Raw genomic sequence first — 23,709 nt, forward strand, 5'->3', positions numbered from 1 at the left:
TTCGCATTGCTTGGTAAATATATAAGAGTATTTTTTGCTTTGCGAAGTACCAAAACCAATATCACGGATAGGTTAGTCGTTCAGATTAATAAAAAGGAATTAATGGCATGCAAATTATATTGAAGTCAGCTTTTGTATTAGCTTTTTTCTTCTGTAGTTATTGTATAGCTGACTCTATTCAAGAAAGCTTGGTAGAGTTGGATAATGGAATCGAGGTGCTTTTAATACATGCTCCTAAATCGAGTAAATCAGCTGCCTCCTTAATTGTGGAAACTGGCTCATATGATGACCCTGACACTATTCAAGGGCTTGCCCACTTACTGGAACACTCGGTTTTACTTGGTAGTAAGAGTTACAAAGAGATTGGCAGTTACAACAAATATTATAAATCTAATCATGGCTGGTCTAATGGCTCTACCAGAGGAGACAATACGCGCTATCACTTTCAAATGTTAAGTTCTTCTTTCGGTGAAGGTGTGAGCAGATTGGCAGATGCTATTTCTAACCCTTTACTGACTCGTGAGATCATCTCAAAAGCTGTCCTAGAGGTTGACTCAGAGTTTCAGGGAAAAATTAATGACGAGTGGAGAGGAACTTTAGAGATCGTCAGGGAGCAGATGAATTCGGGACACCCTTCTTCACAGTTTGATGTTGGAAACAAGCTTACATTTAATCTCGCCGATGATTCCTTGTATGAAGAGCTAAGGAAATTTCACAAAGCATATTATGTTAGTAGCAATATCAAAATAGTGCTGTATTCGAGCTTGCCTTTGGTAGAGCTTGAAAAAATTGCGATAGCAGAGTTTAGCGATATCCCGCGAGGTGAGGAAAGGAAATATCGGGAAAACCATTTAGTTTGGGGTGAACGCAAAAGCAACCTTGTAGAGATTAAGTCAAACAGCAGTGCTAAATCTTTAGATATTATGTTTCCATTCCCTTCGAAGTATTATGGTGAAACTGATGGGACGCTTACCTTTTTACTCAACTATTTGGGGGCAGAAACCAAAGGATCTTTGTTTAACAGACTTTCAGAAATGGGCTACATCACTTCATTAAATGTAAATATGATAGGGGATGCTCATTTTGGAATTTTGGATCTATATTTTAAACTTACACCTGACGGCGTAAAAAATATTCATCGAATAATTATTGAATTAAATACCTACATTGACCAGTTGTCAGTGACTAAAGAAACAAACAGGTATTACGCGGAGCTGCAACAAAAAAGCAAAATTGATTCACGTGTGGCAGCTAAATCTGAACCAGGAGATTGGATCTCAGATATCAATGAAAGAATGTTTAGACTACCGAGAGCAGCTTGGAAAGATCCGTCAACGTTGTTTTTGAAAAGTGGTCTAAATAAAGCTAGCTTAGATAGCTTTGTTCAGTTTCTTAACCCAGATAAAATGCTAATTGTTAAAGCAGATTCTGACACACAAAACGCGACCATTACCCCTACTTATTATCAGTTACCCTACAAGTTAGGGAGCCTAAACCTTAACGATGCAAAGTATTTAAGCGAAAGCCATTATCAGATACCACCGAGAAACCCTTTCATTGCCTTAGGTGGTCCTGATCAATCGCGTAATTTAGATTCTAATAAAAAGTTAATTCAAAGAAAAGAAGGTGGGCTTAGTGTCCTGATAGATAATAGACAGACCTTTTCCAGTCCTAGTGCTTACGCGACGATTTTTATAAATCAGCCAAGCTTACCCAAGAACATGCAGAGCTTCATGAATAGGCTGATTCATACAAGAGAAATCACGTTTCAGTTGTCCGATTTCACACACTTCGCGAAACAAGCAGGATATGCGATCAGGGTTGGAGCTGGGCAAAATGGCTATATATTGTCTATCGCTGGAGAACCTGAAAAATTTGAGGTGATTTTAGAAGAAGTTTTTCGAAAAATGTTTACAGGAAAGACAATGGAGCGTGACTTCGTCATTGCTGTAGAGGAGTCAAAGTCCACTATAAATCGTGTCCTTCAAGGGCAACTTCAACGACGAGTTAGATTAGCGGTTTCCTCGAATATTAATAATGGATACACAATAGATAAAGGGTCGCTTGTATATTTGAATGATATTGCGATTGATAATTTTGGCAAGTGGAAACAGCAAAACCTACAAGTCCTAAATGTTGAGGCTGTTTTTACTGGCAACTTCGAGCAAAAAAGGCTTTTTAATCAACTTAAAAGTTGGGTACCTGCCAATGTTTCTCTAAAACGAGAACAACAGGAAAAAATCGGAAATAGGGTTTTAAAAAGCGATTATAAAGATAGTTACGTGAGTTATGGCATCGATTTATCTGAAGATGTTGGTTTTTTGTATTTATTAGATAGTTTCATAAGCAAAGCGTTTTTCCAAACAATTCGGACTGACCGAGAGATTGGATATTTTGTAGACTCAAGAGTAGTACAATCAAATGGTAAGGCTGTTTTGGTGCTTTCTGTCCAGTCTGAAAAACACTCAGCTGAGTTCTTAGAGAATGAAATCATTAGCTTTTTAACAGAGTATAAAGTGAAGATAGAGCAGCTTGAAGGTGATGAGTATAAGGAACAGGTGGCTTCATTAGTCGCCGCCCAAAATGCTCCCTCTACATCTATTGTGGACTATGCTAGAAGCAAGGTAGATGAACTTTTGCATAACTCACTATCTGAAAATGAGCGCATTCAAAAGATAGAGAGTATTAATCATCGCGAATTTATAGCTCGTTACAACAAGATGATTTCAGCTTTAGAGGAAAACTCCTTCACAATCAGAGTCAATTAGCATTTATTTGATTAGCTACTTTATGTAACGCTATGAAAAGAGAAAAAGTATGAAATTGGTAGGGGTAATAATATCAGTATAATAAAAAGCGTCTGAGGGAAATAGACAGGCGCGTGCGCTACTTGCGTAAGCGCTTAGAAGACCTTCAAGTTGTTGATTACAGCCCTCAGCAAGAAGGAAAAGTATTTTTTGGCGCCTATGTCGAAGTGGAAGATGAACAAGGCGAAGTGTTACGCTTTCAAATTGTCGGTCCAGATGAAATTTATGAGAGCAAGACTGTCATCTCAATCGATGCACCAATGGCACGAGCGTTGTTAAAAAAGCAGGTTGACGATGAAGCCTGGGTATCTACCCCGACAGGGCGCAAACTTTGGTACATCAACGACATTCACTATCGCAGTGACGATAGTTAGGCCGACAACAAATGTAACAATCTAATTGGTGTTGTACATTTCCCCTGCCCGCTATTTCGAATATAGTTAATGGAGGAAAAACAACGAAAAGAAAAATAATGGGACAGGAAACAACAAAAATCCTCGTTGTCGATGATGACATGCGCTTACGCAGCCTTTTGGAGCGCTATCTAGTTGAGCAAGGATTTATCGTACGCAGCGCCGCCAATGCCGAACAAATGGATAAGCTATTAGAACGAGAAAACTTTCATTTGATGGTTTTAGACTTAATGTTGCCCGGCGAAGATGGCCTTTCAATTTGTCGTCGTTTGCGACAAAAAGAAAATGAAATCCCTATCGTGATGTTGACCGCCAAGGGTGATGAGGTTGACCGCATTATTGGCCTCGAGTTAGGTGCTGACGATTACATTCCTAAACCGTTTAACCCACGCGAACTATTGGCTCGAGTGAAGGCTATTTTGCGTCGTCGCGCTAAAGAAGTGCCTGGTGCGCCTTCATCAGAAGAAAACTTAGTTAAGTTCGGTGATTTTGCGCTAAATCTGGCGACGCGAGAAATGACTCAAGGGGATGAGGTTATTTCACTGACCAGTGGTGAGTTCGCGGTGCTGAAAGCCCTCGTTTCACACCCACGTGAACCACTGAGCCGCGATAAGCTTATGAACTTGGCTAGAGGCCGTGATTACAGCGCTTTGGAGCGCAGTATCGATGTGCAAGTATCACGTTTAAGACGGATGATCGAAGCCGATGCCGCGAACCCTCGTTATATTCAAACAGTATGGGGACTGGGCTATGTATTTGTGCCCGACGGCAACAAGTAAATGAGCTTATTTCCCAAAAGCGCATTTGGGCAAACGGTATTTTTAGTTGGTGCTTTGCTACTTATAAACCAAGTGGTGTCCTATGTTGCGGTGAGCTTCTACGTGGTCAAGCCGACCATCGAGCAAGTGAATATCATGCTCGCAAAGCAGGTGAAAACGGTATTCATTGGTGTCGATGATGGCGTCGAGGTCAGTGATGAAGTGTCGAAACGCTTCTTAGAAGAAACAGGAATCGAGTTACTCACCCAGCGCGAGGCTTACATTAACGGGCTAGGGCAAGCTCGTGAATATTCAATGCTCTCCAACATTATGTCGGAACAGCTTAATGGCTCGGCCCGTGTGCGTATTAGTCAAACTAATCCATTGGTGTATTGGATAGAACCGCCTCAGGCTCCAGGATACTGGGTGCGGGTGCCACTATCTGGCTTCACCGAAGCCAATATTGAGTTTTTAACCTTCTACCTAACCAGTATTGGCTTTCTCAGTGTGCTGGGAGGGTGGTTATTTGCGCGGCACCTAAACCGCCCACTCAAAGCACTCCAAGAAGCGGCGATGAAGGTGAGTAAAGGCGACTTTAGCACCGTTGTTGATGAGCAAGGTTCGACTGAAATGGTTGAGGTAACGCGAGCCTTCAATCAGATGTCGCGTAGCATTGCTGCGCTAGAGCAAGATCGGCGCTTATTAATGGCTGGGGTATCACATGACTTGCGAACGCCGTTGACCCGTATTCGCCTAGCCACTGAAATGATGTCTGATGATGAGGACTATCTGCGCGAAGGTATTATTCACGATATAGAAGATATGAACGCAATCATTGATCAGTTCATTGAATATCTACGCCACCATGACAAAGGGGATAACCAACCTGAAGATCTCAACGCTTTGGTTGAAGAGGTGGTCCATGCTGAGCAACAGCATGGCCGAGATATCACACTCACTTTGAACCCCAGCCTTCCCAATGTGCCGATAAGTTGTGTGGCAATCAAGCGTGTACTCACCAATATGATAGAGAATGCCTTGCGCTATTCTGATGACAGCATAGAGGTGAATACTCACTTTTGTGCGCGCAAGAAATACGTCTGTGTCAGTGTGTTAGATAAAGGGCCTGGCATCCCTGAATCTGAGCTGGAGAAGGTGTTCGCGCCTTTTACCCAAGGTGATCAGGCACGAGGCAGTGAAGGCAGCGGTTTAGGGCTGGCGATTATTAAGCGTATCGTTACTATGCACAATGGCAAGGTTGAGCTCAAGAACCGTGAACAGGGCGGCTTGTGTGCAACTATATACTTACCAATAAAAACGCCAGCGTAATGCTGGCGTGGGATTGAATTCTCAGCGCAATGGCTAAGTATAAACAGCAGCCCTTAGCTTTGCGGGCCGGCTTGTTTAATCGCATCAGAAACATCGTATTTAGCGAAGTTCTGATTAAAATCGTCTGCGAGTTTCTTCGCGTATTCGTTGTATTTGCCTTTATCAGCCCAGGTGTTGATAGGGTTCAGTACCTCAGTGTCGACACCAGGTACCGCCACCGGCACGTCTAGGTTTAATACATCGATATGTTGGGTCTCTACATCGGCTAAGTTGCCTGACACAATCGCATCAACTACAGCACGCGTGGTTGGGATATCAAAACGCTTACCAATACCGTAAGGACCGCCTGTCCAACCAGTGTTAACCAAGTATACTTTAGCGCCGAACTCACGCACGCGCTTCATTAATAGTTCCGCATAAACACCCGCTGGGCGAGGGAAGAATGGCGCGCCGAAACAGGTTGAGAAAGTAGATTCAATATCAGACGTTGAGCCAATTTCTGTTGAGCCTACTTTAGCGGTGTAGCCACTTAAGAAGTGGTATGCTGCAGCTTCTTCACTTAATACTGATACTGGTGGTAATACACCGCTCACATCACAAGTTAAAAACACCACGGCTTTTGGTTCGCCGGCGCGATTTTCTTCTTTGCGCTTGGCAATGTGCTCTAGTGGGTAAGCGGCACGGGTATTTTGCGTCAAGCTAGCATCGCTGTAATCAGGCGTACGGGTGTCGTCTAGTACCACGTTCTCTAAAATAGTACCAAAGCGAATAGCATCCCAAATAACCGGCTCGTTCTTTTGCGATAAGTCGATACACTTGGCGTAACAACCGCCTTCAATATTGAAGACGCTACCAGGCGCCCAACCGTGCTCATCATCGCCAATCAAGAAACGACTGGGATCGGCAGACAGGGTGGTTTTACCCGTGCCTGAAAGGCCAAAGAACAAGGCGGTATCGCCATTCTCACCCACGTTTGCAGAGCAGTGCATAGGTAAAACACCTTTCCCTGGCAGTAAGAAGTTCTGTACTGAGAACATCGACTTCTTCATTTCACCAGCATAGTGCATACCAGCAAGTAACACTTTTCGCTCAGCAAAGTTAATGATCACAGTACCGTCACTATTAGTGCCATCGCGCTCTGGATCGCATACGAATGAAGGTACATTCAAAATCTGCCATTGCGGTAAATTCGCGGCATTGAACTGCTTTGGCTCAATGAACATATTTTTCGCGAACACGTGGTGCCATGCAGTTTCTGTAGTGACAACAATAGGTAAATAATGCTCTGGATCAGCGCCTACTTCTAAGTGAGAGACAAAGTGATCGTTTTCAGCAACGTGGTTTTCCACACGTTCCCACAACGCATTAAATTTATCAGCATCGAATGGGCGGTTAACATTGCCCCACTGAATATCATTTTCAGTGCTTGATTCTTTTACGATAAAGCGATCTTGAGGAGAGCGACCAGTGCGACGGCCTGTTTTAGCAACAAATGCACCGTTAGCGGCTAGAGTACCTTCGCCGCGACGAACTGCCTGCTCGATCAGTTCTGCGGTTGTAAGATCAACAAAACGAGTAGCGCTTGAAGTCATTTTTTTACCTAAAATTGTGAGAGGTTGAACGGGTTAATCTAAAGCTGTGTGAGAGTGCTTTATGGATTTTATAGTAACAGAAGGTTTGCTTGTATACGAGCAGTGAAAGCCCTAAAAATGGCGGTTTTATATGAAAAAACGTGAATAATTTCAGTGATACCGGTGTCATAAAAAAGCAAAATTTTATGATACCGGTGTCATTATTTTACACAAAAAAGCTCGAGTTTTTCGTACTCGAGCTTTTTAAATGAATGAACGCTTAATTAATTGAAGATTGCTTTAATTTGCTCTTCGTTAAAGCGGTATTCACTGAGGCAATAATGACAGTTAATAACAATTTCGCCATTCGCCTGTACGTCAGCAAGTAATTCATCTTTGCCGACATTAACGAGTGCATCGATGGTTTTCTCGCGACTACAGGTACATTTAAACTGCACTGGCTGTGGCTCGAACAGTTTAGGGTTGTCTTCATGGTACAAGCGAGTCAATACGGTGTGTGCATCTAAATTTAATAACTCGTCTTCGGTTACTGTATCGCTGAGCGTCTCTAAATGACTAAAATCAGCAGTCGCTTTGTCTTGGTTGACGGGAAGCACTTGCAGGAAAAGGCCCGCTGCACGTTCTTGACCAGGGCTGATATCCGTGGCGAACCACATCCGTGTTTTTAGTTGCTCAGATTGAGCAAAATATTGTTCCACGCATTTAGCTAAGCTGTCATGCTCTAGCGGCACAATCCCTTGATAGCGTTCGCCTTTGATTGGGGTGATAGTAATAATCATATGACCTTTACCCATCAGCGCCAGTAACCCATCTCCTTTTACTTCACCTTGCATGCGAGCGACACCGCGCAGGTTTTGCTCATGATCGCCGTTGATGGCTGCAAACTTTACGGGTCCATCACCTTGGATTTGCACATTAATATGGCCTTGAAACTTGAGTGTCGCAGTCAACAACGAAGTGGTTACGAATAGCTCGCCCAAGAGCTTTTTTACGGCGTCAGGGTAGTCGCGGTCTTTGATCACTTGCGCGAAAGCATCGCTTACTTGAACGAGCTCACCACGAACATCGTGTTGCTCAAAAATATAACGGTGTAATAAATCGTTTTGCATGAGTTTCTCTATTTGGCTTTCATCTTAATCAGTTCACGGCGCTGCTTTTTGTCCGGTTTCTGATTAGGGTGTGGCGCAAAGAAGGCATTGTTTTTACGCGCAATGGCATTTTCTTCGCGTTTTAACTTACTTTGCTCGGTTTCTTCGTAGCAGGTCAGAGCAATGGGGGCACCCACACGCTTTTCAAGTAGTTTAAGCACTTTAATATGTTTTTCATCGAAGCCTTGAGCAAGGCGGATACTCGCTCCCACTTCGACCTGACGACTAGGCTTGCAACGTTGACCGTTATAATGGACCTTACCCCCTTGCACCATTTCTCGTGCTATGGCACGAGTTTTGTACAGGCGCACGGCCCACAACCATTTGTCTAAGCGCACAGATTCGCTGTGTTCGTTCGCTGCTGACTTGCTCACTTTACCTCGGTACTATTTTCTCTAAGTTAAGGGCGAAATTTAGCACAACACAACGACCAAAAAAAGCACAGAACGCTGTCATATTGCTGTCTTGCGCGGAGGTTATACTAGGCTACATGTTTTTACATTAATGCTACATGGTGTGCTTGTTGTCACTCAGTGATAGATGTACTATGTGGCGTTAACGACTACAATAATAATAGTATAGAGTTTTGGATTCAGCCCAACTACAACAATGGCTTAAGCAGCTTCCACAGAAAAAAATCGTGGCCACTATCGTGCTGGTTGCGGTGTTGTATTGTGGTTATCTAGCCGCTGGGTTGCTTTGGCTGGTATGGCCACAACCGCAAGCAAGCACGGTGATGCCGCCTGTGAGCCAAGCAAACAAAGGCGCAGAGCGAGCAAATATTGCCGCCATCCGTTCAGTTAATTTGTTCGGTGATGCCGCCGCTGTCGAGCAAGCTGAACCTAAACAGGAAGTTATCAGCGACGCCCCTGAAACACGTCTAAGCATAAACCTAACCGGCGTAGTAGCAGCTACCAACGACAAAACCGCCGGGCTCGCCATTATTGAATCCCAAGGGCGCCAAGAGACCTACGGTATTGATGATGTCATCAAAGGAACACGCGCTAAACTGGCAAAAGTACTTCCTGATCGAGCTATTTTGGATGTCGGTGGGCGCTTTGAAACACTGATGCTTGACGGCTTGAGCTTCACTAAAACCGTATCTATGCCTGTGCCAGCAAGTCGGCCACAAGCTGATAATGCCCCCAAAGCGAGTGCCGGTAAGGCGAAAACCATTAATGCCACAGCCAGTGCCGAGGCCAAGCAAGCTCTACAGCAAACACGCAAACAAATTCTTGCCGACCCAGGAAAGTTATCGGAGTATCTACGCATCACTCCGGCACGTAACCAAGGTCGTCTACAAGGGTATAAATTAAGCCCTGGAAAAGATCCGGCCCTATTTAAACAAATGGGCCTTGAAAATAATGACATCGCCATTGCTATAAATGGTTATCAGCTAACCGATATGAAACAAGCCATGGCAGCATTGCAAGAGCTGCGCAATAGCACCGACGCATCTATTACCGTGAACCGCAACGGGCAACTGTTCGATGTGCAATTTAGCCTGCAATAATCACACGTTTGGAGTAAGAACAATGGGCGCGAAATTTCGCACAAAAATAATAAAAGGGCTTGCCAAGTATGGCGCGCTACTTTTCGCCGCTGGGGTAAGTTTAAATCTATACGCAGTCGAATATGCGGCAAATTTTAAGGGCACAGATATCAACGAATTTATCAATATCGTTGGTAAAAACCTTAATAAGACGGTGATCATTGACCCCAATGTACGTGGCAAAATTAATGTGCGTAGCTACGAGCTCATGGATGAACAGCTGTACTATCAATTCTTCCTCAACGTTCTCGAAGTGCACGGCTATGCTGCTGTGGAAATGCCAAGTGGTATCATTAAAGTAGAGAAAAGCTCAGACGCGAAAAAGTCTAATGTGCCGGTCATCGGCGAAGATGACGGCATGGGCGGTGATATGCTGGTAACTCGGGTTGTGCGAGTGAAAAATGTAACCGTCCAAGAGTTGGGTCCACTGATCCGTCAGTTTAGTGACCAAAAAGATGGCGGCCATGTTACCAACTTTAACCCTTCTAACGTCATGATGCTGACCGGCCATGCCGAGTCGGTCAACCGCCTAGTAGAAATTATTCGTTTGGTTGACCAAGCCGGTGATAAACGTGTTGATATTGTGCGTCTGAAACACGCCACGGCCTCTGATGTGGTGTCTGTTGTCGATAATATTTTTAAAGACAATGGCAAAGGCAGCGTCCCCGACTTTTTGATCCCTCGGGTCGTTGCAGATGAGCGTACCAACAGTGTGATTGTTAGTGGTGAAGGGCAGGCCCGCACGCGCGCCATTGAATTAGTCAAGCGCTTAGATAACGAGCTAGAGACAACCGGAAATACCAAAGTATTCTACCTTAATTACGCTAAATCAGATGAGCTGGTTAAGGTATTACAGGGGGTTAGTAAGTCTTTAAAAGAAGAGCAGCAAGGCAATGGTAATGCTGCGCGCACCACACGTCGCGGCAGTGATGACATCAGCATTGAAGCGCACGAGGCGTCGAACTCCTTGGTGATTACCGCCCAACCCGACATGATGCGCTCACTTGAAAAAGTGATTGAACGATTAGATATTCGCCGTGCGCAAGTCTTGGTAGAAGCCATTATTGTTGAGGTTTCTGAAGGCGATGGTGTTAACTTTGGTTTGCAATGGATCACCGAACAAGGTGGCATGTTGCAGTTTAACAACGGCACTACCGTGCCCGTTGGCTCACTGGCAGTGGCAGCAGAGCAAGCCCGTGATAAAACCGTAAAACGCACTGTGGTAGGTGATGAAACCGGTAATGCCAGTGAGTTTGAAGAAACGATAGAAGGTGATTTAGGTCCTCTTGGTACCCTTTTAGGTGGAATCAATGGCTTAGCCATGGGTATCGTTAAGAATGACTGGGGCGCGATAGTCCAAGCCGTTTCTAATGACACGAATTCGAATATTTTGGCGACCCCTTCGATTACTACGATGGATAATGAAGAAGCGTCGATGATTGTCGGCCAAGAAGTACCCATTATTACCGGCTCGTCGACCGGCAGTAACAATGAAAACCCATTCCAGACTGTTGATCGTCAGGAAGTGGGTGTGAAGCTTAAAGTAACACCGCAAATAAACGATGGCTCGGCAGTGCAGCTAACCATTGAACAAGAAGTATCGAATGTCGCGGGTTCAACGGCGGTGGATATTTCCATTAACAAACGTGCCATTACCACCACAGTGCTAGCCGACGATGGTGGTATGGTTGTGCTCGGCGGTCTTATCGATGAAGATGTCCAAGAAAGTGTCTCTAAAGTACCGTTACTCGGTGATATTCCTGTGCTTGGCCACTTATTTAAATCCACCAGTACGTCAAAGCGTAAACGCAATCTTATCGTCTTTATTCGGCCCACAATTTTACGCGATATTGAGAGCATGAACCGTTTGAGCCACAGTAAATATAAATTTATCCGTGGTGAGCAGCTCAAACAAAGCGATGACGGTATCGACTTGATGCCAACCGAGCAAGTGCCATTACTCCCTGAGTGGAATGACGCGCTTGTATTGCCACCTACCTATGAAGAGTATCTGAAAGAGCAAAATAAGGCTGAGCGAGACAATGACTGAGCAAATCGCCGCCCAAAGCAGCGCCGAGGTGCCCGTCACTGACGAAGCGCTGATGGAGGTATCAGAAACCGTTGCCACAGCGCCGCTGCGACTGCCATTTGCCTTTGCGCGCCGCTTTCAAGTGCTATTGGTGGAGCATGATGAGACGTTACTGCTTTACCATAGCCATGATTTAGAGCCTCAGGTTATGTTGGAGGTGCGCCGCTTCGCAGGCCGAGGGTTTAGCGTAGAGCGGTTGCCGGAGGACAAATTCGAACTCGTCCTTGAGGCGGCCTATCAACGCGATAGTTCGGAAACCCAGCAGTTAATGGAAGATATCGGCAATGAGGCCGATTTATTCTCTCTCGCCGAGGAGCTACCGCAAACCGAAGACCTGCTTGCTGCTGACGATGATGCGCCGATTATCAAGCTGATTAACGCCATGTTGGGCGAGGCTATCAAAGAGGGTGCATCGGATATCCATATCGAAACCTTCGAGCAAGAGCTTGTGATTCGTTTTCGCGTCGATGGCGTGCTCAAAGAAGTGCTCAAGCCTAATCGCAAGCTAGCTTCGCTGCTCGTATCGCGTATTAAAGTTATGGCTAAACTGGATATTGCTGAAAAGCGTGTTCCTCAAGATGGTCGTATCAGCCTACGCATTGCTGGGCGCGCGGTTGACGTGCGGGTGTCAACGATGCCATCAAGCTTTGGTGAGCGGGTGGTGCTGCGTCTACTTGATAAAAACAATGCCCGCCTTGATTTACAAGACCTGGGAATGACGCGACGCAACCAAGAACTGTTTGCGGAGCTCATTCGTAAACCCCATGGCATTATTCTCGTAACCGGCCCAACAGGTTCGGGTAAAAGTACCACCCTGTATGCCGGAATGACGGCTATTAATAGCCGAGACCGCAATATCCTCACTGTTGAAGATCCTGTTGAGTACGAGATCCCCGGTATCGGCCAAACTCAGGTCAATCCGAAAGTGGATATGACGTTTGCGCGCGGTCTGCGAGCTATTTTGCGTCAAGATCCAGATGTGGTGATGGTAGGTGAAATCCGTGATTTAGAAACCGCGCAAATTGGTGTTCAGGCGTCACTCACCGGTCACTTAGTACTGTCAACTTTGCACACCAACACCGCAGCCGGGGCGATCACCCGTATGGAAGATATGGGGGTAGAACCTTTCTTATTGTCCTCGTCGCTGTTAGGAGTCTTGTCTCAACGTTTAGTGCGCACCTTGTGTAATAATTGTAAGCAGGCCCATGAAGCAGATGAAAGTGAATGCCAGCTATTGGGTGTGCCCGCTGAAAACCCACCCACTATCTATCGCGCCCAAGGCTGTGAAGAATGTAACTATAACGGTTATAAAGGGCGTACCGGTATTCATGAGTTATTAGTGGTGGACGACCATATTCGTGAGCTGATTCATAACGGCCATGGCGAGCAAATGGTTGAGAAATATGTGCGTCAGCACAGCCCAAGTATTCGCCAAGATGGCTGCTCTAGAGTTCTTGCTGGAAAAACGACTTTGGAAGAAGTGTTACGGGTTACCCGTGAGGAGCAATAGTGGCGGCATTTGAATATCGCGCGTTAGATGGGCGAGGCAAAGAAAAAAAAGGCCTTTTAGAGGCCGATACGGCAAAGCAAATACGTCAGCAATTGCGTGACAAAGGACTGATGCCTGTTGCCGTGGAACTAGCTGCTTCCCAAGAAAAGGCCAGTGCTGCCAATAAAGGCTTATTAGGCAACGTATTTAAAGCGAAAATATCGACGTCAGATCTTGCCCTTATTACCCGTCAGCTTGCCACCCTTATTCAATCCGCTTTGCCAGTTGAAGCTGCGGTCATGGCCGTGGCCGAGCAATGTGAGAAGCCGCGCCTGAAGAAAATGTTGATGGCGGTACGCTCGAAGGTAGTTGAGGGTTACACCCTAGCCGATGGCCTCGCGGAGTTTCCTCACGTGTTTGATAATCTGTATCGGGCGATGGTCTCAGCAGGTGAAAAATCAGGGCATCTAGACCAGGTTTTAAACCGCTTAGCGGATTACACCGAGCAACGTCAACACATGCGCTCACAGATTACCCAGGCCATGGTATACCCTATCATTTTGGTGATTTTTGCCGTGGCCATTGTTTCCATTCTTCTGGGAACTGTGGTGCCCAAGATATTGAAAACCTTTGAAAAGTCAAAGCAAGCTTTACCTTGGACCACCGAGTGGGTGATGGCCGCCAGCCACTTCGTGCAAAACTATTGGTTTGTGTGCATCGCAGTATTTGTGTTGCTTACAGTCGGTATTAAGCAAGCGCTGAAAAAGCCCAATATTCGCTTTTGGTATGACAGCAAGTTGCTGACCTTACCCGGTATCGGCAAAGTGAGTCGGGGCTTAAATACTGCGCGTTTTGCTCGTACCCTAAGCATTCTTTCTTCCAGTGCTGTGCCGCTGCTTGAGGGTATGAAAATTTCAGGTCATGTGCTTGCCAACGAGAAGATTAAAGCGGCCGTTGCCGAGGCGGCTACCCGAGTCAGTGAAGGGGCTAGCCTTCGTGCGGCGCTTGAGCAAACTAAGCTTTTCCCGCCCATGATGCTACATATGATAGCCAGTGGTGAGAAGTCAGGCGAGTTAGAGCAAATGTTAGAGCGCGCCGCCGACAACCAAGATCGTGAGTTTGAGACCATGGTCAATGTGTCACTTAAACTTTTGGAACCCGCGATGATAGCAACCATGGCTATTATCGTGTTATTTATCGTAATGGCCATATTGCAACCGATTATGGCGATGAACAAGGCCATTGGCTTATAAGCTAAGGCGCAGATGGATTTAAGCAATTAGAGGTAATGACAGTGAGAAAGCAATCTGGTTTTTCATTATTAGAAGTGATGGTAGTTCTGGTCATTATTGGCATGATCATGTCAATTGTGGCACCCAACATTATGGGGCAACAGGAAGAGGCCGCATTAGACAAAGCAAAGCTAGATATTCAACAGCTTGAAGATGCATTGAGCCTGTATAAATTAAAAAATAAGACCTATCCAACCACGGAGCAAGGTCTTGAAGCTTTGGTGACCAAAACAAGTATTGAACCGGTGCCAAAACGTTTCCCTGATGGTGGTTTCATAGAGAACTTACCAGAAGATCCATGGGGTAATCCGTATCAGCTTATTTACCCCGGAGAAGTCGGTAAGATTGACGTATTTTCAATGGGTCCGGACGGTGAAGCGGGTACTGAGGACGATATTGGTAACTGGGACGAAGAAGAGCGTTAATTTGTATGGCAGTTGCTCGTCATCGTGGCTTTAGTTTAATCGAGATTTTAGTGGTTTTAGCGATCATCGCTTTTACCGCTAACCTCGTGGTATACAGCATCGATGACTCACATGAGGATGAGCTCGAGCAACACGCCCTCGCGCTGCAAACCAGTATTAATTATGCCTCTGAGTACGCCATTTTAAATCAGCGTCAATTAGGGCTGTATGTTGCCGATAATGGCTATGAGTTTTTAACCTATGCTGAGCAGGAATGGCGGCCATTGGAAGATGCCGAAGGAGTACTGAAAGGCAAGCAATTCGAACCGCCTTTTGAGTTGACCCTGAATCAAGAAGATTTGCCATGGGCGCAAGATAGCCTGCTCAATGCCGTCGACTGGCAGCAGCTTTTAGGGGTCGATGAAGAGGACTTCCTTGAGCTGGAAAAAATGAAAATCCCGCAAGTGATGATCCTTTCCTCTGGAGAGGTCAGCCCGTTTGAGCTGGCGTTGGCCGTGGATAGCCGTGAAGAAGAGCTTATGCCCTACACTATTACCGGTGAGTTTATGGCTCCTGTTGCACTTGATAGAGAGCAGTGGCCATGAATCGAGGCAGAGGTTGGCGGTATCAGGGCTTTACGTTGTTGGAAGTGATGGTGGCCTTAAGTATATGCGCCATGGCTGGCATCGCGGCGATGCAAATCAGCGGCGAGCATATTAATCACTTAAGTACCATCGAAGAGCAAACCTATGCGTCTTGGGTGGCAGAAAACCAGTTAGTTGAAATTCGTGCTCAAGGTGACAAGTGGGCTGCTAAAAATAACCATAAAGGCAAAGTCGAGTTGGCTGGACAAACCTGGTATTGGCAGCAAAAAGTCACGCGCACGGCGGACAGTAGCTTTGTAAAAGTGGATATCGAGGTGTACACCGATGAGCAATACGAGCAGTTTGCTTACACCCTGTCCACCTATATCGATAAAGAGGCCAAAAGCAATGGCCGGCGCTAATGGCTGTCACAATGCGGGCGAAGGCGGTTTTACCTTAGTCGAGGTGTTGGTCGCGTTGGCTGTGATGGTGTTTATTATCGGCGCAACCCATCAGATTTTGGACGTAACCACACGCACCAAGGAAGCGTCAGAGCAAACCTTGGATGAGCTCTCACGGCTACAAAACGTATTTCGTATGCTAGAGCAAGACTTTAGCCAGATCACTAAACGTAAAGTGCGCAACGAGGCGGGTGATACGCAAGAGCAATTCCTGATGCACGAACGTTATTTATTCGATAGCGAGTTTGATGGTATCGGCTTTGTGCGCAGCGGCTGGACAAACCCCGGCTACCTATTACCGCGCAGTGAATTGCAAGCTGTGGCATATCGGGTACAAGAGGAGCGGCTAGAGCGGCTATATCGACTCTATGTCGATCAGTTAGATAGTACAGAGCCACGTGTGCAAGTGCTGTTGGAGGGGGTGCAAGAGCTCACTTTTGAATTTTATGACAGTAAAGGCGAGCAGCCATGGCTGCCACAGTGGCAACAAGAGGGATTACCCAAAGCGGTATCTATTGAGCTGACGCTAAAAGACCGGGAGCCAATTAAACGTTTGTTTTTACTTGCAGGGCAAGGCAAGGAGGCAAAAAGTGGCGAAAAGTAAACAGTCAGCTCGTGGTGCAGCGCTGGTTATCGTGTTGTTTATTGTCGCCTTGGCGACGACTATAGCGGCACAAATGAGCATCAATTTAATGGTGCAAGTGCAAAAGTCTACGAATTTAGACGATTTCCGCCAGGCGAAATGGTATGCCTATGCAGCGGAAGCGCTGGCACAAAAAGTGTTGCGGGAAAGTATTGAAAAAGAGCCCGATAAAATGCATTTACAACAACCTTGGGCACTCGCCGCTGACACTCCTTATCCGGTGGAAAACGGCACCATTAGTGGTGCGATAAGGGACTTACAAACGTGCTTAAACTTAAATGCTTTGCGCGCTGAGCCCAGTGCTGCTGAAGGCGGCTTTGTTAAATCAAATCCTGCGCACAAGGCGCTGCTAGCCTTGCTCAAAGAAGTTGAGGAGTTGCCTGCGCAAGAGTCGGAAGAGGCCATGGCTGACAGTGTCTTTGATTGGCTTGACGAAGACAGTATTACCATGCGTTCAGGTGCTGAAGAAGATGAGTATTTGTCACGTGATGTGCCTTACTTAACCGCCAATAACTTCTTCGCCGATATTTCAGAGCTGCGTTTAGTGAAGGGCTTTAACCCCTTAGTCATGCAGAAAATAGCGCCCTATGTGTGCGTTATTCCTGATGACGAGCTGTTTTCTATTAACGTCAATACCATTACTGAAGATCAGGCGCTGTTACTGGCAGCGATGGTCAATGGTCTCAGTGAGTCAGGTGCGCAGGCGGTGATTGCCGCTCGTCCCGACGAAGGATTCGATGAGCTCAATGAGTTCACCACAGAAGTAAAAAAACAAGGCGGACAGGATGTGAAGGCAGATGATGAGCGTTTTGTGTTGAAAAGCGAGTACTTTCAATTACAAACCACCGCTACCTTCGTTGATTTCGAGTTTACTATGACGTCATTACTACAAGCAGATAAAAACAACGTAACTATTTTGGCGCGAAAATTTGGAGGCGTGCAGTGAGAGAGTCCTTACTGATCCACGTGGGCGAGCGCCCCGATCAGCCCATACATTGGCTGGTCTATAACCGCAGTGAAAATGAAATTATTGGCAGTGGTCAACTACATGATGCCAATGAATTAGAGCAGCTAGCAACGAAAGCACATAACCGTGAGTGCACCTTAGTGTTACCCAGTGCTCAGGTGCAATGTCACCGCGTGCAATTGCCGACTAAGTGGAGCCGCAAGCTAGAGCAAGCGCTTCCTTATATGATTGAGGAGCAGGTTGCCGTTGATGTCGACAGCTTGTTTATCGCTCACGGCCAGGCGCACAGTGATGGCGAGCAGCACTTCATTCAGGTTGCTTTGGTGAACCGTCAATGGTTGCAAAATTGGCTATCAGTATTGAGCGATGCGCAATTGCTTGTTGAGCATATTCACACTGACGCCCTGTTATTACCAGAGCCTCAGCCACAGCGAGCTACAGCGATGGCTGTCAATGAGCATAGCTTTTTGGTGCGCTATGGAGCGTGGCATGGCGCACAGCTAGAGCCACAGTGGGCCGAAGCCTTTTTAAGTGCCGTTGGCGTACAAACCTTAGACTTGTATAGCCCGTTGCCTGGTTATCACAGTGAGCAGATAGCCACCGAAGTACATGAAGAGAAGTTTGAGTTACCTTTGGCGATGTTCGCCACAGCCTCGTCGCCAATCGATCTTCGCCAAGGCGAATTTGCTTATAAAAAGCAAAGCTATGGCTGGTTAAAAACTTGGCGCCCGGCGATGGTGGCAGCAGCGGTGACCTTGGTCTTTATGCTTGGGGTTAAAGGCGCGCAGCTTTATCACTATAGTAGCCAAGCTGAAGCAACCAAGGCTCAGGTGATCAGCACTTATGAACGTGCTTTCCCAGGCACTAAAGTGCGTCCTCATTTATTACGGAGCCAGATTAACGGTGCTTTGAAAGAAAGTGGCCAAGGTCCGAGCGCTCAATTTTTATTATTACTACAAGATTTTGCCGATGTGGTGCAACAAAGCAAACAGTTTGTGCCGCAAACATTACGCTTTGACCAACGTCGCAATGAGCTACGCGTAGGGGCTCGAGGGCAAGATTTCCAAAGTTTTGGGCAGGTAAAAGCCAAACTCGAGCAGCGCGGTTTAGATGTTGAGCAAGGCTCACTCAATAACGATGGAGAAAGTGTCATCGGCGAGTTAAGAATAAGGGGAGCACAATGAGCGCACTCACTAATTATTGGCAGTCCTTAAAGCCGCAAGAGCAGCGCTTACTCTTAATTGCTGGTGCGGTATTTGTGGTGTTCTTCTTTGTCATGGTGGTTTATCGGCCGTTGAATAATGCCATTGAAGACGCCAAGCAAGACCAGCTAAAACAACAAGAGTTGCTGCAATTTGTGCAGCAAAGTGTGGTCAAGCTCAAAGCAAAAGGTGCCGTTACCAACACCGGTGGCAAAAATGTGACGCAAATCGTCAACCGCACCCGGGGCCGATATCAAATTGCGATCAGCCGTATGCAGCCTAGCGGGGATGGCTTACGGGTAAACATCGACAGTGTGCCATTCAACCAGTTGTTAGCTTGGCTTGACGAGTTGGTGAACAATCACGGCGTTAGCATCGCCAATATTGAACTGTCGCAAGACCAAAAGCCTGGGCATGTGCGCGTTAGCCGCATTGTATTGGAGTAACTATGTCTGTGAAGAAAGCATTCGCTCTGGGAAGCTTATTTTTACTATCTTTTATTATCTTTGCTGTGGCTTTATTTCCCGCCTCTATCGCGCTTAATTTGGCGGCTAAGCAATTGCCGCCAGGATTACAGCTAGGGCCAGCGAGCGGAACCATCTGGCAAGGACAAATAAATGGTGTGCGCTATCAAGGTCAATACCTGAGCAAAGCGCAGTGGCAAGTAAATGCCTGGGCATTACTAACAGGTAAAGCGCAAGTGGATGTCACCTTAGGTAATAAACGTAACCCTGAAGAGCTCTCTGCGGGTGGAGTGATTAATTATGGGTTGTTTGAGAAGGACTTAACGGTTACTGACGCTAATGCCCGTATTCGTATAGAGCAGGCATTGGCACAAGTACAACTACCTATTCCCACTCAAGCGCGGGGGCGGATTTTTGTTGATATTGCACAATATCAATTGGGTCAGCCGCACTGCCAAGTTCTCGCTGGCGAAATTAGCTCACCAGATATCACTGTGAAAGGGCGCAATGGCTGGTTTAGTATTGGTGAATTAGAAGGGCAGTTAGCCTGTAAAAACGGCGGCATTAGCGTGAAGGTTGATAAAGAGAATCGCCTTGGGCTGCAAGTTGATGCGGGCCTTAACGAGCGTAGTCAACTTACAGCAAGTGGTTTTGTAAAACCGGATGCGAGTCTACCTAAGGATGTGCATGATGCTGTACAGTTCCTTGGCAACCAAACCAGTGATGGGCGTTATAGGATCAACTTCTAATGACCGACAGTGTGCAGCAACAACTGCAAAAATACTTGGATGAACATGACCACGCAATGGACTTTGTGCAGCTGCAAGGCTACTTGTTTGCCCTTGTGTGCGCCCCTCAACCTATCGAACCAGAGCAATGGTTGGTCGATGTATTGGGCGAGCAAGCCGCGAAGAGCGATGAGAGCGTGTTATTTGCGTTAATGAATACGCAGCAACAGGTGAGCGATCAAGTTTATAGTGAGGGGTTCAACCTGCGTAAGGTTGTACAACTGCGTCTGCCTTGGCAGCATAACTTTGCCAATGATGCACCTATACTTCTGTGGAGCCAAGGGTTTGCGATTGGGGTCAGCTACTATATTGAGCCGTTGCTAACGGCGCAGGCGGTGGATGATGACAGTCGCGAAATGTTGCTGCAAGCTGTGACCGTACTGAGTTTGTTCAGTGAGCAGCAAGCATTTTGCGCACAAGCGGCACAAAGTGGGCAGAGCGAGCAACAGTTTGCCGAAGTCTTGTTTGATATGATGGCTGACTTTAGCCTCGGCTTTGCTGAGCTGATTGAGCTTGTCGCGGTGCAAAGTGGCTTGTTTGATGATGAGCAAGAATGGGACGGCTAGGATAGCTGTAATAGCACGTCGGTACAGCCCTTTTCGCACCGTGCGCTCGCATAGCCCGGCTCACCCAGAGCGAGGGTGACTTTTCCATGGCAGTGCTCGCAGCGCACCTCTTGACCTTTAGACAGTTGCTGTAGCAATTTTTTTTGCTGCACAAACGACTGGGTTTGCTTTTTGGTCAGTGACGAGAAATCCATAACTTAGTGGGTGCTGGCGATGACCGAGCAGCTTTGGCGCAAAGCATCACCAAACAGATATTCATTAAGCTCGCGGTTTAAACAGTATTTACGCTCCCATGCGTACATGTCATTGACGGTATTCAAAGCAGAGGCTAAGTGTTGATCCTGTTTGTCTGTCAAGCGTACTTGTTGGCGAATTTGCTCTAGGGCTCGTTTGGCTTTGACTTCTTTGTTCACTTTACTGGCCGCGCTCAAATCGGACATGGTCTGATTAAACAGCTTGTCCCGGGGGCCTTTTACTATCGGGTGGTCTATGGTGAAAAAAGCCAACACCACAAAAATAATAACCAATAACTTCTTCATAACTAAACCTTGATCTAGGTAACTGCGAGCGCAGCCCTAGTTTAGTAAACTCTGTGTTTTAAAAGCAAGCAAAAGCCATCATATATGCCTGCAAAGGCATCATTTTTGTCGCTAAATTGATATACTTGCACTCTAAGCAGTTAAACTAACTGTCCCCTTCCTAAAAACGTGGCGTTGAGGAAAGACAATGGATAAAGAGCAGCGGATCAAGGTAAAAAATATCCCTACTGACGTGAAGATCGAAAAGCCCAGTGCGGCGCAAAGCGATCGATTTAATCCCCGTAACCGCATTTACGTTCGCGCTGTAACAGGCCTCCATCAATTGTTGCGTCAACGTATTGGTCTGGTAGGAATGTTGGCCTTTATGTTACTTCCTTGGATTAATTATAATGGCCAGCAAGCAGTGTTATTCGATTTAATGAACCAGCACTTCACCATTTTTGGGCTGACGTTTTTACCGCAAGACCTCACCATTCTCGCGTTTATTTTTATGATTGCTGCCTTTGCGCTGTTTTTGGTGACCACCTTTTACGGCCGGGTATGGTGTGGTTATACCTGCCCGCAAACCGTGTGGACGTTTATTTTTATTTGGTTCGAAGAGAAGATAGAGGGCACTGCAAATCAGCGTAAAAAGTTGGATCAGCGCCCCATGGACTTTGATAAGTTTTGGCGTAAAACAGCCAAGCATGGTAGCTGGCTGCTTTTCTCTCTCTATACCGCTATTACCTTCGTTGGCTACTTCACTCCTATTCGTGAGTTGTTGCCTGACTTTCTTACCTTTTCAGCCGGTGGTTATGCGGTATTAAGTATTGCTGTCTTTACGCTATGCACCTACGGTAATGCTGGGTGGATGCGCGAAATCATGTGTTTGCATATTTGTCCTTACTCACGTTTTCAATCAGCCATGTTTGATAAAGATACCTTCACAGTCAGTTACGATGCTAAGCGCGGTGAGAAACGTGGTCCACGTGGGCGTAAACAAGATCCCAAGGAACTGGGTTTAGGCGATTGCATCGACTGTAACTTGTGTGTGCAAGTGTGCCCGACCGGCATCGATATTCGTAACGGCCTGCAGTATGAGTGCATAAACTGTGGCGCCTGTATTGATGCCTGCGATGGCGTGATGGATAAAATGAATTATCCACGCGGGCTTATCTCCTACACCACCGAGCGCAACCTTGAAGCGTCGGCAGAGAAAACCAAACCCGTTCGTGGCAAGCTGATTGGCTATTCAGTCATTCTATTTATTCTTATTGGTGCGCTGGCGGCCAATATCATGATGCGCGTGCCGATGGACTTAGACATTATCCGCGATCGGAATCAGCTGTATCGGGTCAATATGGAAGGCTTGGTAGAGAATACCTATACCTTAAAGATTCTTAATAAAGCCCAACAAGAACAACGCTTTAGAGTCGAAGTGCAGGGATTGGAGCATTATCAAGTGATTGGTGAGCAGGAGTTCACCGTACAGCCGGGGCGCTCCCACAATGCACCGTTGTCGGTGATCATTGACCCTTATGACTTACGTAAGCCAATGACCGAATTTGAGTTTGTGCTTTACCCAGTGGATAGCCCTGACACTCAGCTTAAGCAATCCAGCAATTTCTTTAAAGGGCGCTAATGTGAGCGAGTTTAGTTTTGCATCTTTGACACCTGACACCATTTTAGATGCCCTTGACTCGGTTGAGGTGTATGCCGAGTCGGGGTTGTTAGCACTCAATAGCTATGAGAATCGGGTGTATCAATTTTTGGCGGAGGATAAGCGCCGCTATGTTGTAAAGTTCTATCGCCCAGAGCGTTGGAGCGATGCACAAATTTTGGAAGAGCACCGCTTCACTCAAGAATTAATGGATGCTGAGGTGCCAGTGGTGGCACCTTTGACAATCAACGGCAAGACCCTGTTTAAGCATCAAGGTTATCGTTTTACCTTGTTCCCAAGTGTGGGTGGTCGGCAGTTTGAAATGGACAATCTGGATCAGTTGGAGCAACTCGGGCGCTTAATCGGGCGGATGCACCAAACGGCTAAAGCGTCTGCTTTTGAGCAGCGACCAACGCTTGGGTGCGACGAGTATTTGCATCAAGCTAAGGTTCATTTACAGCAAAGTAACTTGGTGAGCACAGCCATGTCGCTGCCATTTTATACGGTACTGCAACAGGTTATTGATAAAACGGTACAACTTTATGATTGTTCGCAGAGTATTCGCTTGCATGGTGACTGCCACGCTGGCAACATTCTATGGTCTGCGGACAACACCCTGACATTCGTTGACCTTGATGACAGCCGACAAGGCCCTGCGATTCAAGATTTATGGATGATGCTCAGTGGTGACAGGCAAAATCAGTTACTGCAGCTTGATACATTGGTTCTGGCATATGAAGAGTTTGCCGACTTCGACCATTCTCAGTTGCGATTGATTGAGCCATTGCGAGCCATGCGCATGGTGCATTATATGGGCTGGATAGCAAAACGTTGGTCAGATCCGGCGTTTGAACGGAACTTTTCTTGGTTCGCTGAAGACAAATACTGGGAACAGCAAACTCTGGCTTTAAAAGAGCAGTTGGCGGCGTTAGATGAGCCACCATTAAAACTTTTACCTTAAGCACCTGCTTTTGATGTTTAAT

The 23,709-nt window shown here is 46.4% G+C and carries 23 protein-coding genes and 1 pseudogene; 19 read left to right on the top strand and 5 right to left on the bottom strand.

The genetic code is table 11. From position 1 onward, the window contains the following. The first annotated feature begins 107 nt into the window (after nt 1-107). The 4 genes and pseudogenes from EXT46_RS10110 to envZ all read left to right on the top strand — a co-directional run bounded on the left by EXT46_RS10110 (nt 108) and on the right by envZ (nt 5,307). Entirely contained in the window at nt 108-2,768 is a 2,661-nt protein-coding gene (locus EXT46_RS10110) for an insulinase family protein (RefSeq protein ID WP_130147068.1), read from the top strand. A gap of 71 nt (nt 2,769-2,839) precedes the next feature. Then, nucleotides 2,840-3,181, top strand: a pseudogene (locus EXT46_RS10115) (GreA/GreB family elongation factor); the annotation flags it as partial. Nucleotides 3,182-3,279: 98 nt separating this feature from the next. Beyond that, nucleotides 3,280-3,999, top strand: a complete 720-nt coding sequence (gene ompR / locus EXT46_RS10120; protein WP_022943728.1) for a two-component system response regulator OmpR — start codon at nt 3,280-3,282, stop codon at nt 3,997-3,999. Further along, nucleotides 4,000-5,307, top strand: coding sequence for a two-component system sensor histidine kinase EnvZ (gene envZ, locus EXT46_RS10125; protein WP_022943729.1), 1,308 nt, complete (start codon nt 4,000-4,002; stop codon nt 5,305-5,307). It abuts the gene before it with no gap. 53 nt (nt 5,308-5,360) lie between these two features. On the opposite strand, the gene EXT46_RS10130 is transcribed toward envZ, so the two are convergent. From EXT46_RS10130 to hslR, 3 genes are all read right to left on the bottom strand, one after another. Further along, a complete protein-coding gene (locus tag EXT46_RS10130) occupies nt 5,361-6,899 on the bottom strand; it encodes a phosphoenolpyruvate carboxykinase (RefSeq protein ID WP_130147072.1) in 1,539 nt (512 codons plus the stop codon). 263 nt (nt 6,900-7,162) lie between these two features. After that, nucleotides 7,163-8,008 (bottom strand): Hsp33 family molecular chaperone HslO, encoded by an 846-nt coding sequence (gene hslO / locus EXT46_RS10135; RefSeq protein ID WP_130147074.1) that lies wholly within the window; start codon nt 8,006-8,008, stop codon nt 7,163-7,165. Between the two features lie 8 nt (nt 8,009-8,016). Further along, nucleotides 8,017-8,421 carry a ribosome-associated heat shock protein Hsp15 gene (hslR, locus tag EXT46_RS10140; RefSeq protein ID WP_022943732.1) on the bottom strand — a complete coding sequence of 135 codons (405 nt, stop codon included), beginning with the start codon at nt 8,419-8,421 and terminating at the stop codon, nt 8,017-8,019. Nucleotides 8,422-8,633: 212 nt separating this feature from the next. Between hslR and gspC the strand changes: the two genes are divergently transcribed. The 13 genes from gspC to EXT46_RS10205 are packed head-to-tail and all read left to right on the top strand — an operon-like array spanning nt 8,634 to nt 20,548. Further along, entirely contained in the window at nt 8,634-9,560 is a 927-nt protein-coding gene (gene gspC, locus EXT46_RS10145) for a type II secretion system protein GspC (protein WP_022943733.1), read from the top strand. A 22-nt stretch (nt 9,561-9,582) separates the two neighbouring features. Beyond that, the gene (gene gspD, locus EXT46_RS10150; RefSeq protein ID WP_130147076.1) at nt 9,583-11,649 is read left to right on the top strand and encodes a type II secretion system secretin GspD; all 2,067 of its coding nucleotides are present in this window, start codon (nt 9,583-9,585) and stop codon (nt 11,647-11,649) included. Between the two features lie 52 nt (nt 11,650-11,701). Beyond that, nucleotides 11,702-13,198 (top strand): type II secretion system ATPase GspE, encoded by a 1,497-nt coding sequence (gene gspE, locus EXT46_RS10155; protein ID WP_231658024.1) that lies wholly within the window; start codon nt 11,702-11,704, stop codon nt 13,196-13,198. Next, on the top strand, nt 13,198-14,430 hold the full coding sequence (gene gspF / locus EXT46_RS10160; RefSeq protein ID WP_045979098.1) for a type II secretion system inner membrane protein GspF: 1,233 nt from the start codon (nt 13,198-13,200) through the stop codon (nt 14,428-14,430). The genes gspE and gspF overlap by 1 nt, the downstream gene beginning before the upstream one ends. A gap of 41 nt (nt 14,431-14,471) precedes the next feature. Then, complete coding sequence (gene gspG, locus EXT46_RS10165; protein WP_026110940.1) at nt 14,472-14,894, top strand: type II secretion system major pseudopilin GspG; 423 nt, start codon at nt 14,472-14,474, stop codon at nt 14,892-14,894. Nucleotides 14,895-14,899: 5 nt separating this feature from the next. Next, on the top strand, nt 14,900-15,478 hold the full coding sequence (gspH, locus tag EXT46_RS10170; protein ID WP_022943738.1) for a type II secretion system minor pseudopilin GspH: 579 nt from the start codon (nt 14,900-14,902) through the stop codon (nt 15,476-15,478). Further along, on the top strand, nt 15,475-15,879 hold the full coding sequence (gene gspI, locus EXT46_RS10175) for a type II secretion system minor pseudopilin GspI (RefSeq protein WP_022943739.1): 405 nt from the start codon (nt 15,475-15,477) through the stop codon (nt 15,877-15,879). The genes gspH and gspI overlap by 4 nt, the downstream gene beginning before the upstream one ends. After that, on the top strand, nt 15,866-16,522 hold the full coding sequence (gene gspJ / locus EXT46_RS10180) for a type II secretion system minor pseudopilin GspJ (protein ID WP_130147078.1): 657 nt from the start codon (nt 15,866-15,868) through the stop codon (nt 16,520-16,522). The genes gspI and gspJ overlap by 14 nt, the downstream gene beginning before the upstream one ends. Then, the gene (gene gspK, locus EXT46_RS10185; protein WP_022943741.1) at nt 16,509-17,507 is read left to right on the top strand and encodes a type II secretion system minor pseudopilin GspK; all 999 of its coding nucleotides are present in this window, start codon (nt 16,509-16,511) and stop codon (nt 17,505-17,507) included. Before gspJ ends, gspK begins: the two co-directional genes overlap by 14 nt. After that, nucleotides 17,504-18,712: a type II secretion system protein GspL gene (gspL, locus tag EXT46_RS10190; protein ID WP_053909915.1), complete on the top strand. Its 1,209-nt coding sequence runs from the start codon at nt 17,504-17,506 to the stop codon at nt 18,710-18,712. Before gspK ends, gspL begins: the two co-directional genes overlap by 4 nt. Further along, complete coding sequence (locus EXT46_RS10195; protein ID WP_130147080.1) at nt 18,709-19,176, top strand: type II secretion system protein M; 468 nt, start codon at nt 18,709-18,711, stop codon at nt 19,174-19,176. Before gspL ends, EXT46_RS10195 begins: the two co-directional genes overlap by 4 nt. Nucleotides 19,177-19,178: 2 nt before the next feature. After that, complete coding sequence (locus EXT46_RS10200) at nt 19,179-19,943, top strand: type II secretion system protein N (protein WP_130147082.1); 765 nt, start codon at nt 19,179-19,181, stop codon at nt 19,941-19,943. Then, nucleotides 19,943-20,548, top strand: a complete 606-nt coding sequence (locus EXT46_RS10205) for a UPF0149 family protein (RefSeq protein ID WP_130147084.1) — start codon at nt 19,943-19,945, stop codon at nt 20,546-20,548. The genes EXT46_RS10200 and EXT46_RS10205 overlap by 1 nt, the downstream gene beginning before the upstream one ends. On the opposite strand, the gene EXT46_RS10210 is transcribed toward EXT46_RS10205, so the two are convergent. Both EXT46_RS10210 and EXT46_RS10215 read right to left on the bottom strand, forming a co-directional pair. Beyond that, nucleotides 20,545-20,700, bottom strand: a complete 156-nt coding sequence (locus EXT46_RS10210; protein ID WP_240701119.1) for a hypothetical protein — start codon at nt 20,698-20,700, stop codon at nt 20,545-20,547. The two genes, EXT46_RS10205 and EXT46_RS10210, sit on opposite strands and share 4 nt — an antisense overlap. A 45-nt stretch (nt 20,701-20,745) precedes the next feature. Next, a complete protein-coding gene (locus tag EXT46_RS10215; protein ID WP_130147088.1) occupies nt 20,746-21,087 on the bottom strand; it encodes a hypothetical protein in 342 nt (113 codons plus the stop codon). A 187-nt stretch (nt 21,088-21,274) separates the two neighbouring features. Here EXT46_RS10215 and ccoG point away from each other — a divergent pair, with 187 nt between their 5' ends. Together ccoG and EXT46_RS10225 are read left to right on the top strand one after the other, a co-directional pair. Continuing rightward, the gene (gene ccoG, locus EXT46_RS10220; RefSeq protein WP_130147090.1) at nt 21,275-22,708 is read left to right on the top strand and encodes a cytochrome c oxidase accessory protein CcoG; all 1,434 of its coding nucleotides are present in this window, start codon (nt 21,275-21,277) and stop codon (nt 22,706-22,708) included. Between the two features lies 1 nt (nt 22,709). Beyond that, nucleotides 22,710-23,687 (top strand): serine/threonine protein kinase, encoded by a 978-nt coding sequence (locus EXT46_RS10225; RefSeq protein ID WP_022943749.1) that lies wholly within the window; start codon nt 22,710-22,712, stop codon nt 23,685-23,687. The last annotated feature ends 22 nt before the right edge of the window (nt 23,688-23,709 follow it).

This window comes from Pseudoalteromonas sp. CO325X (assembly GCF_004208955.1).
Lineage (GTDB): Bacteria > Pseudomonadota > Gammaproteobacteria > Enterobacterales > Alteromonadaceae > Pseudoalteromonas > Pseudoalteromonas ruthenica.

Excerpts from the sequence above, each read along its gene's own strand:
- EXT46_RS10110 (WP_130147068.1), top strand. The coding sequence starts at position 108 with ATGCAAATTATATTGAAGTCAGCTTTTGTATTAGCTTTTTTCTTCTGT.
- ompR (WP_022943728.1), top strand. The coding sequence starts at position 3,280 with ATGGGACAGGAAACAACAAAAATCCTCGTTGTCGATGATGACATGCGC.
- envZ (WP_022943729.1), top strand. The coding sequence starts at position 4,000 with ATGAGCTTATTTCCCAAAAGCGCATTTGGGCAAACGGTATTTTTAGTT.
- EXT46_RS10130 (WP_130147072.1), bottom strand. The coding sequence starts at position 6,899 with ATGACTTCAAGCGCTACTCGTTTTGTTGATCTTACAACCGCAGAACTG.
- hslO (WP_130147074.1), bottom strand. The coding sequence starts at position 8,008 with ATGCAAAACGATTTATTACACCGTTATATTTTTGAGCAACACGATGTT.
- gspD (WP_130147076.1), top strand. The coding sequence starts at position 9,583 with ATGGGCGCGAAATTTCGCACAAAAATAATAAAAGGGCTTGCCAAGTAT.
- gspE (WP_231658024.1), top strand. The coding sequence starts at position 11,702 with ATGGAGGTATCAGAAACCGTTGCCACAGCGCCGCTGCGACTGCCATTT.
- gspH (WP_022943738.1), top strand. The coding sequence starts at position 14,900 with ATGGCAGTTGCTCGTCATCGTGGCTTTAGTTTAATCGAGATTTTAGTG.
- gspI (WP_022943739.1), top strand. The coding sequence starts at position 15,475 with ATGAATCGAGGCAGAGGTTGGCGGTATCAGGGCTTTACGTTGTTGGAA.
- gspJ (WP_130147078.1), top strand. The coding sequence starts at position 15,866 with ATGGCCGGCGCTAATGGCTGTCACAATGCGGGCGAAGGCGGTTTTACC.
- EXT46_RS10195 (WP_130147080.1), top strand. The coding sequence starts at position 18,709 with ATGAGCGCACTCACTAATTATTGGCAGTCCTTAAAGCCGCAAGAGCAG.
- EXT46_RS10200 (WP_130147082.1), top strand. The coding sequence starts at position 19,179 with ATGTCTGTGAAGAAAGCATTCGCTCTGGGAAGCTTATTTTTACTATCT.
- EXT46_RS10205 (WP_130147084.1), top strand. The coding sequence starts at position 19,943 with ATGACCGACAGTGTGCAGCAACAACTGCAAAAATACTTGGATGAACAT.
- EXT46_RS10215 (WP_130147088.1), bottom strand. The coding sequence starts at position 21,087 with ATGAAGAAGTTATTGGTTATTATTTTTGTGGTGTTGGCTTTTTTCACC.
- ccoG (WP_130147090.1), top strand. The coding sequence starts at position 21,275 with ATGGATAAAGAGCAGCGGATCAAGGTAAAAAATATCCCTACTGACGTG.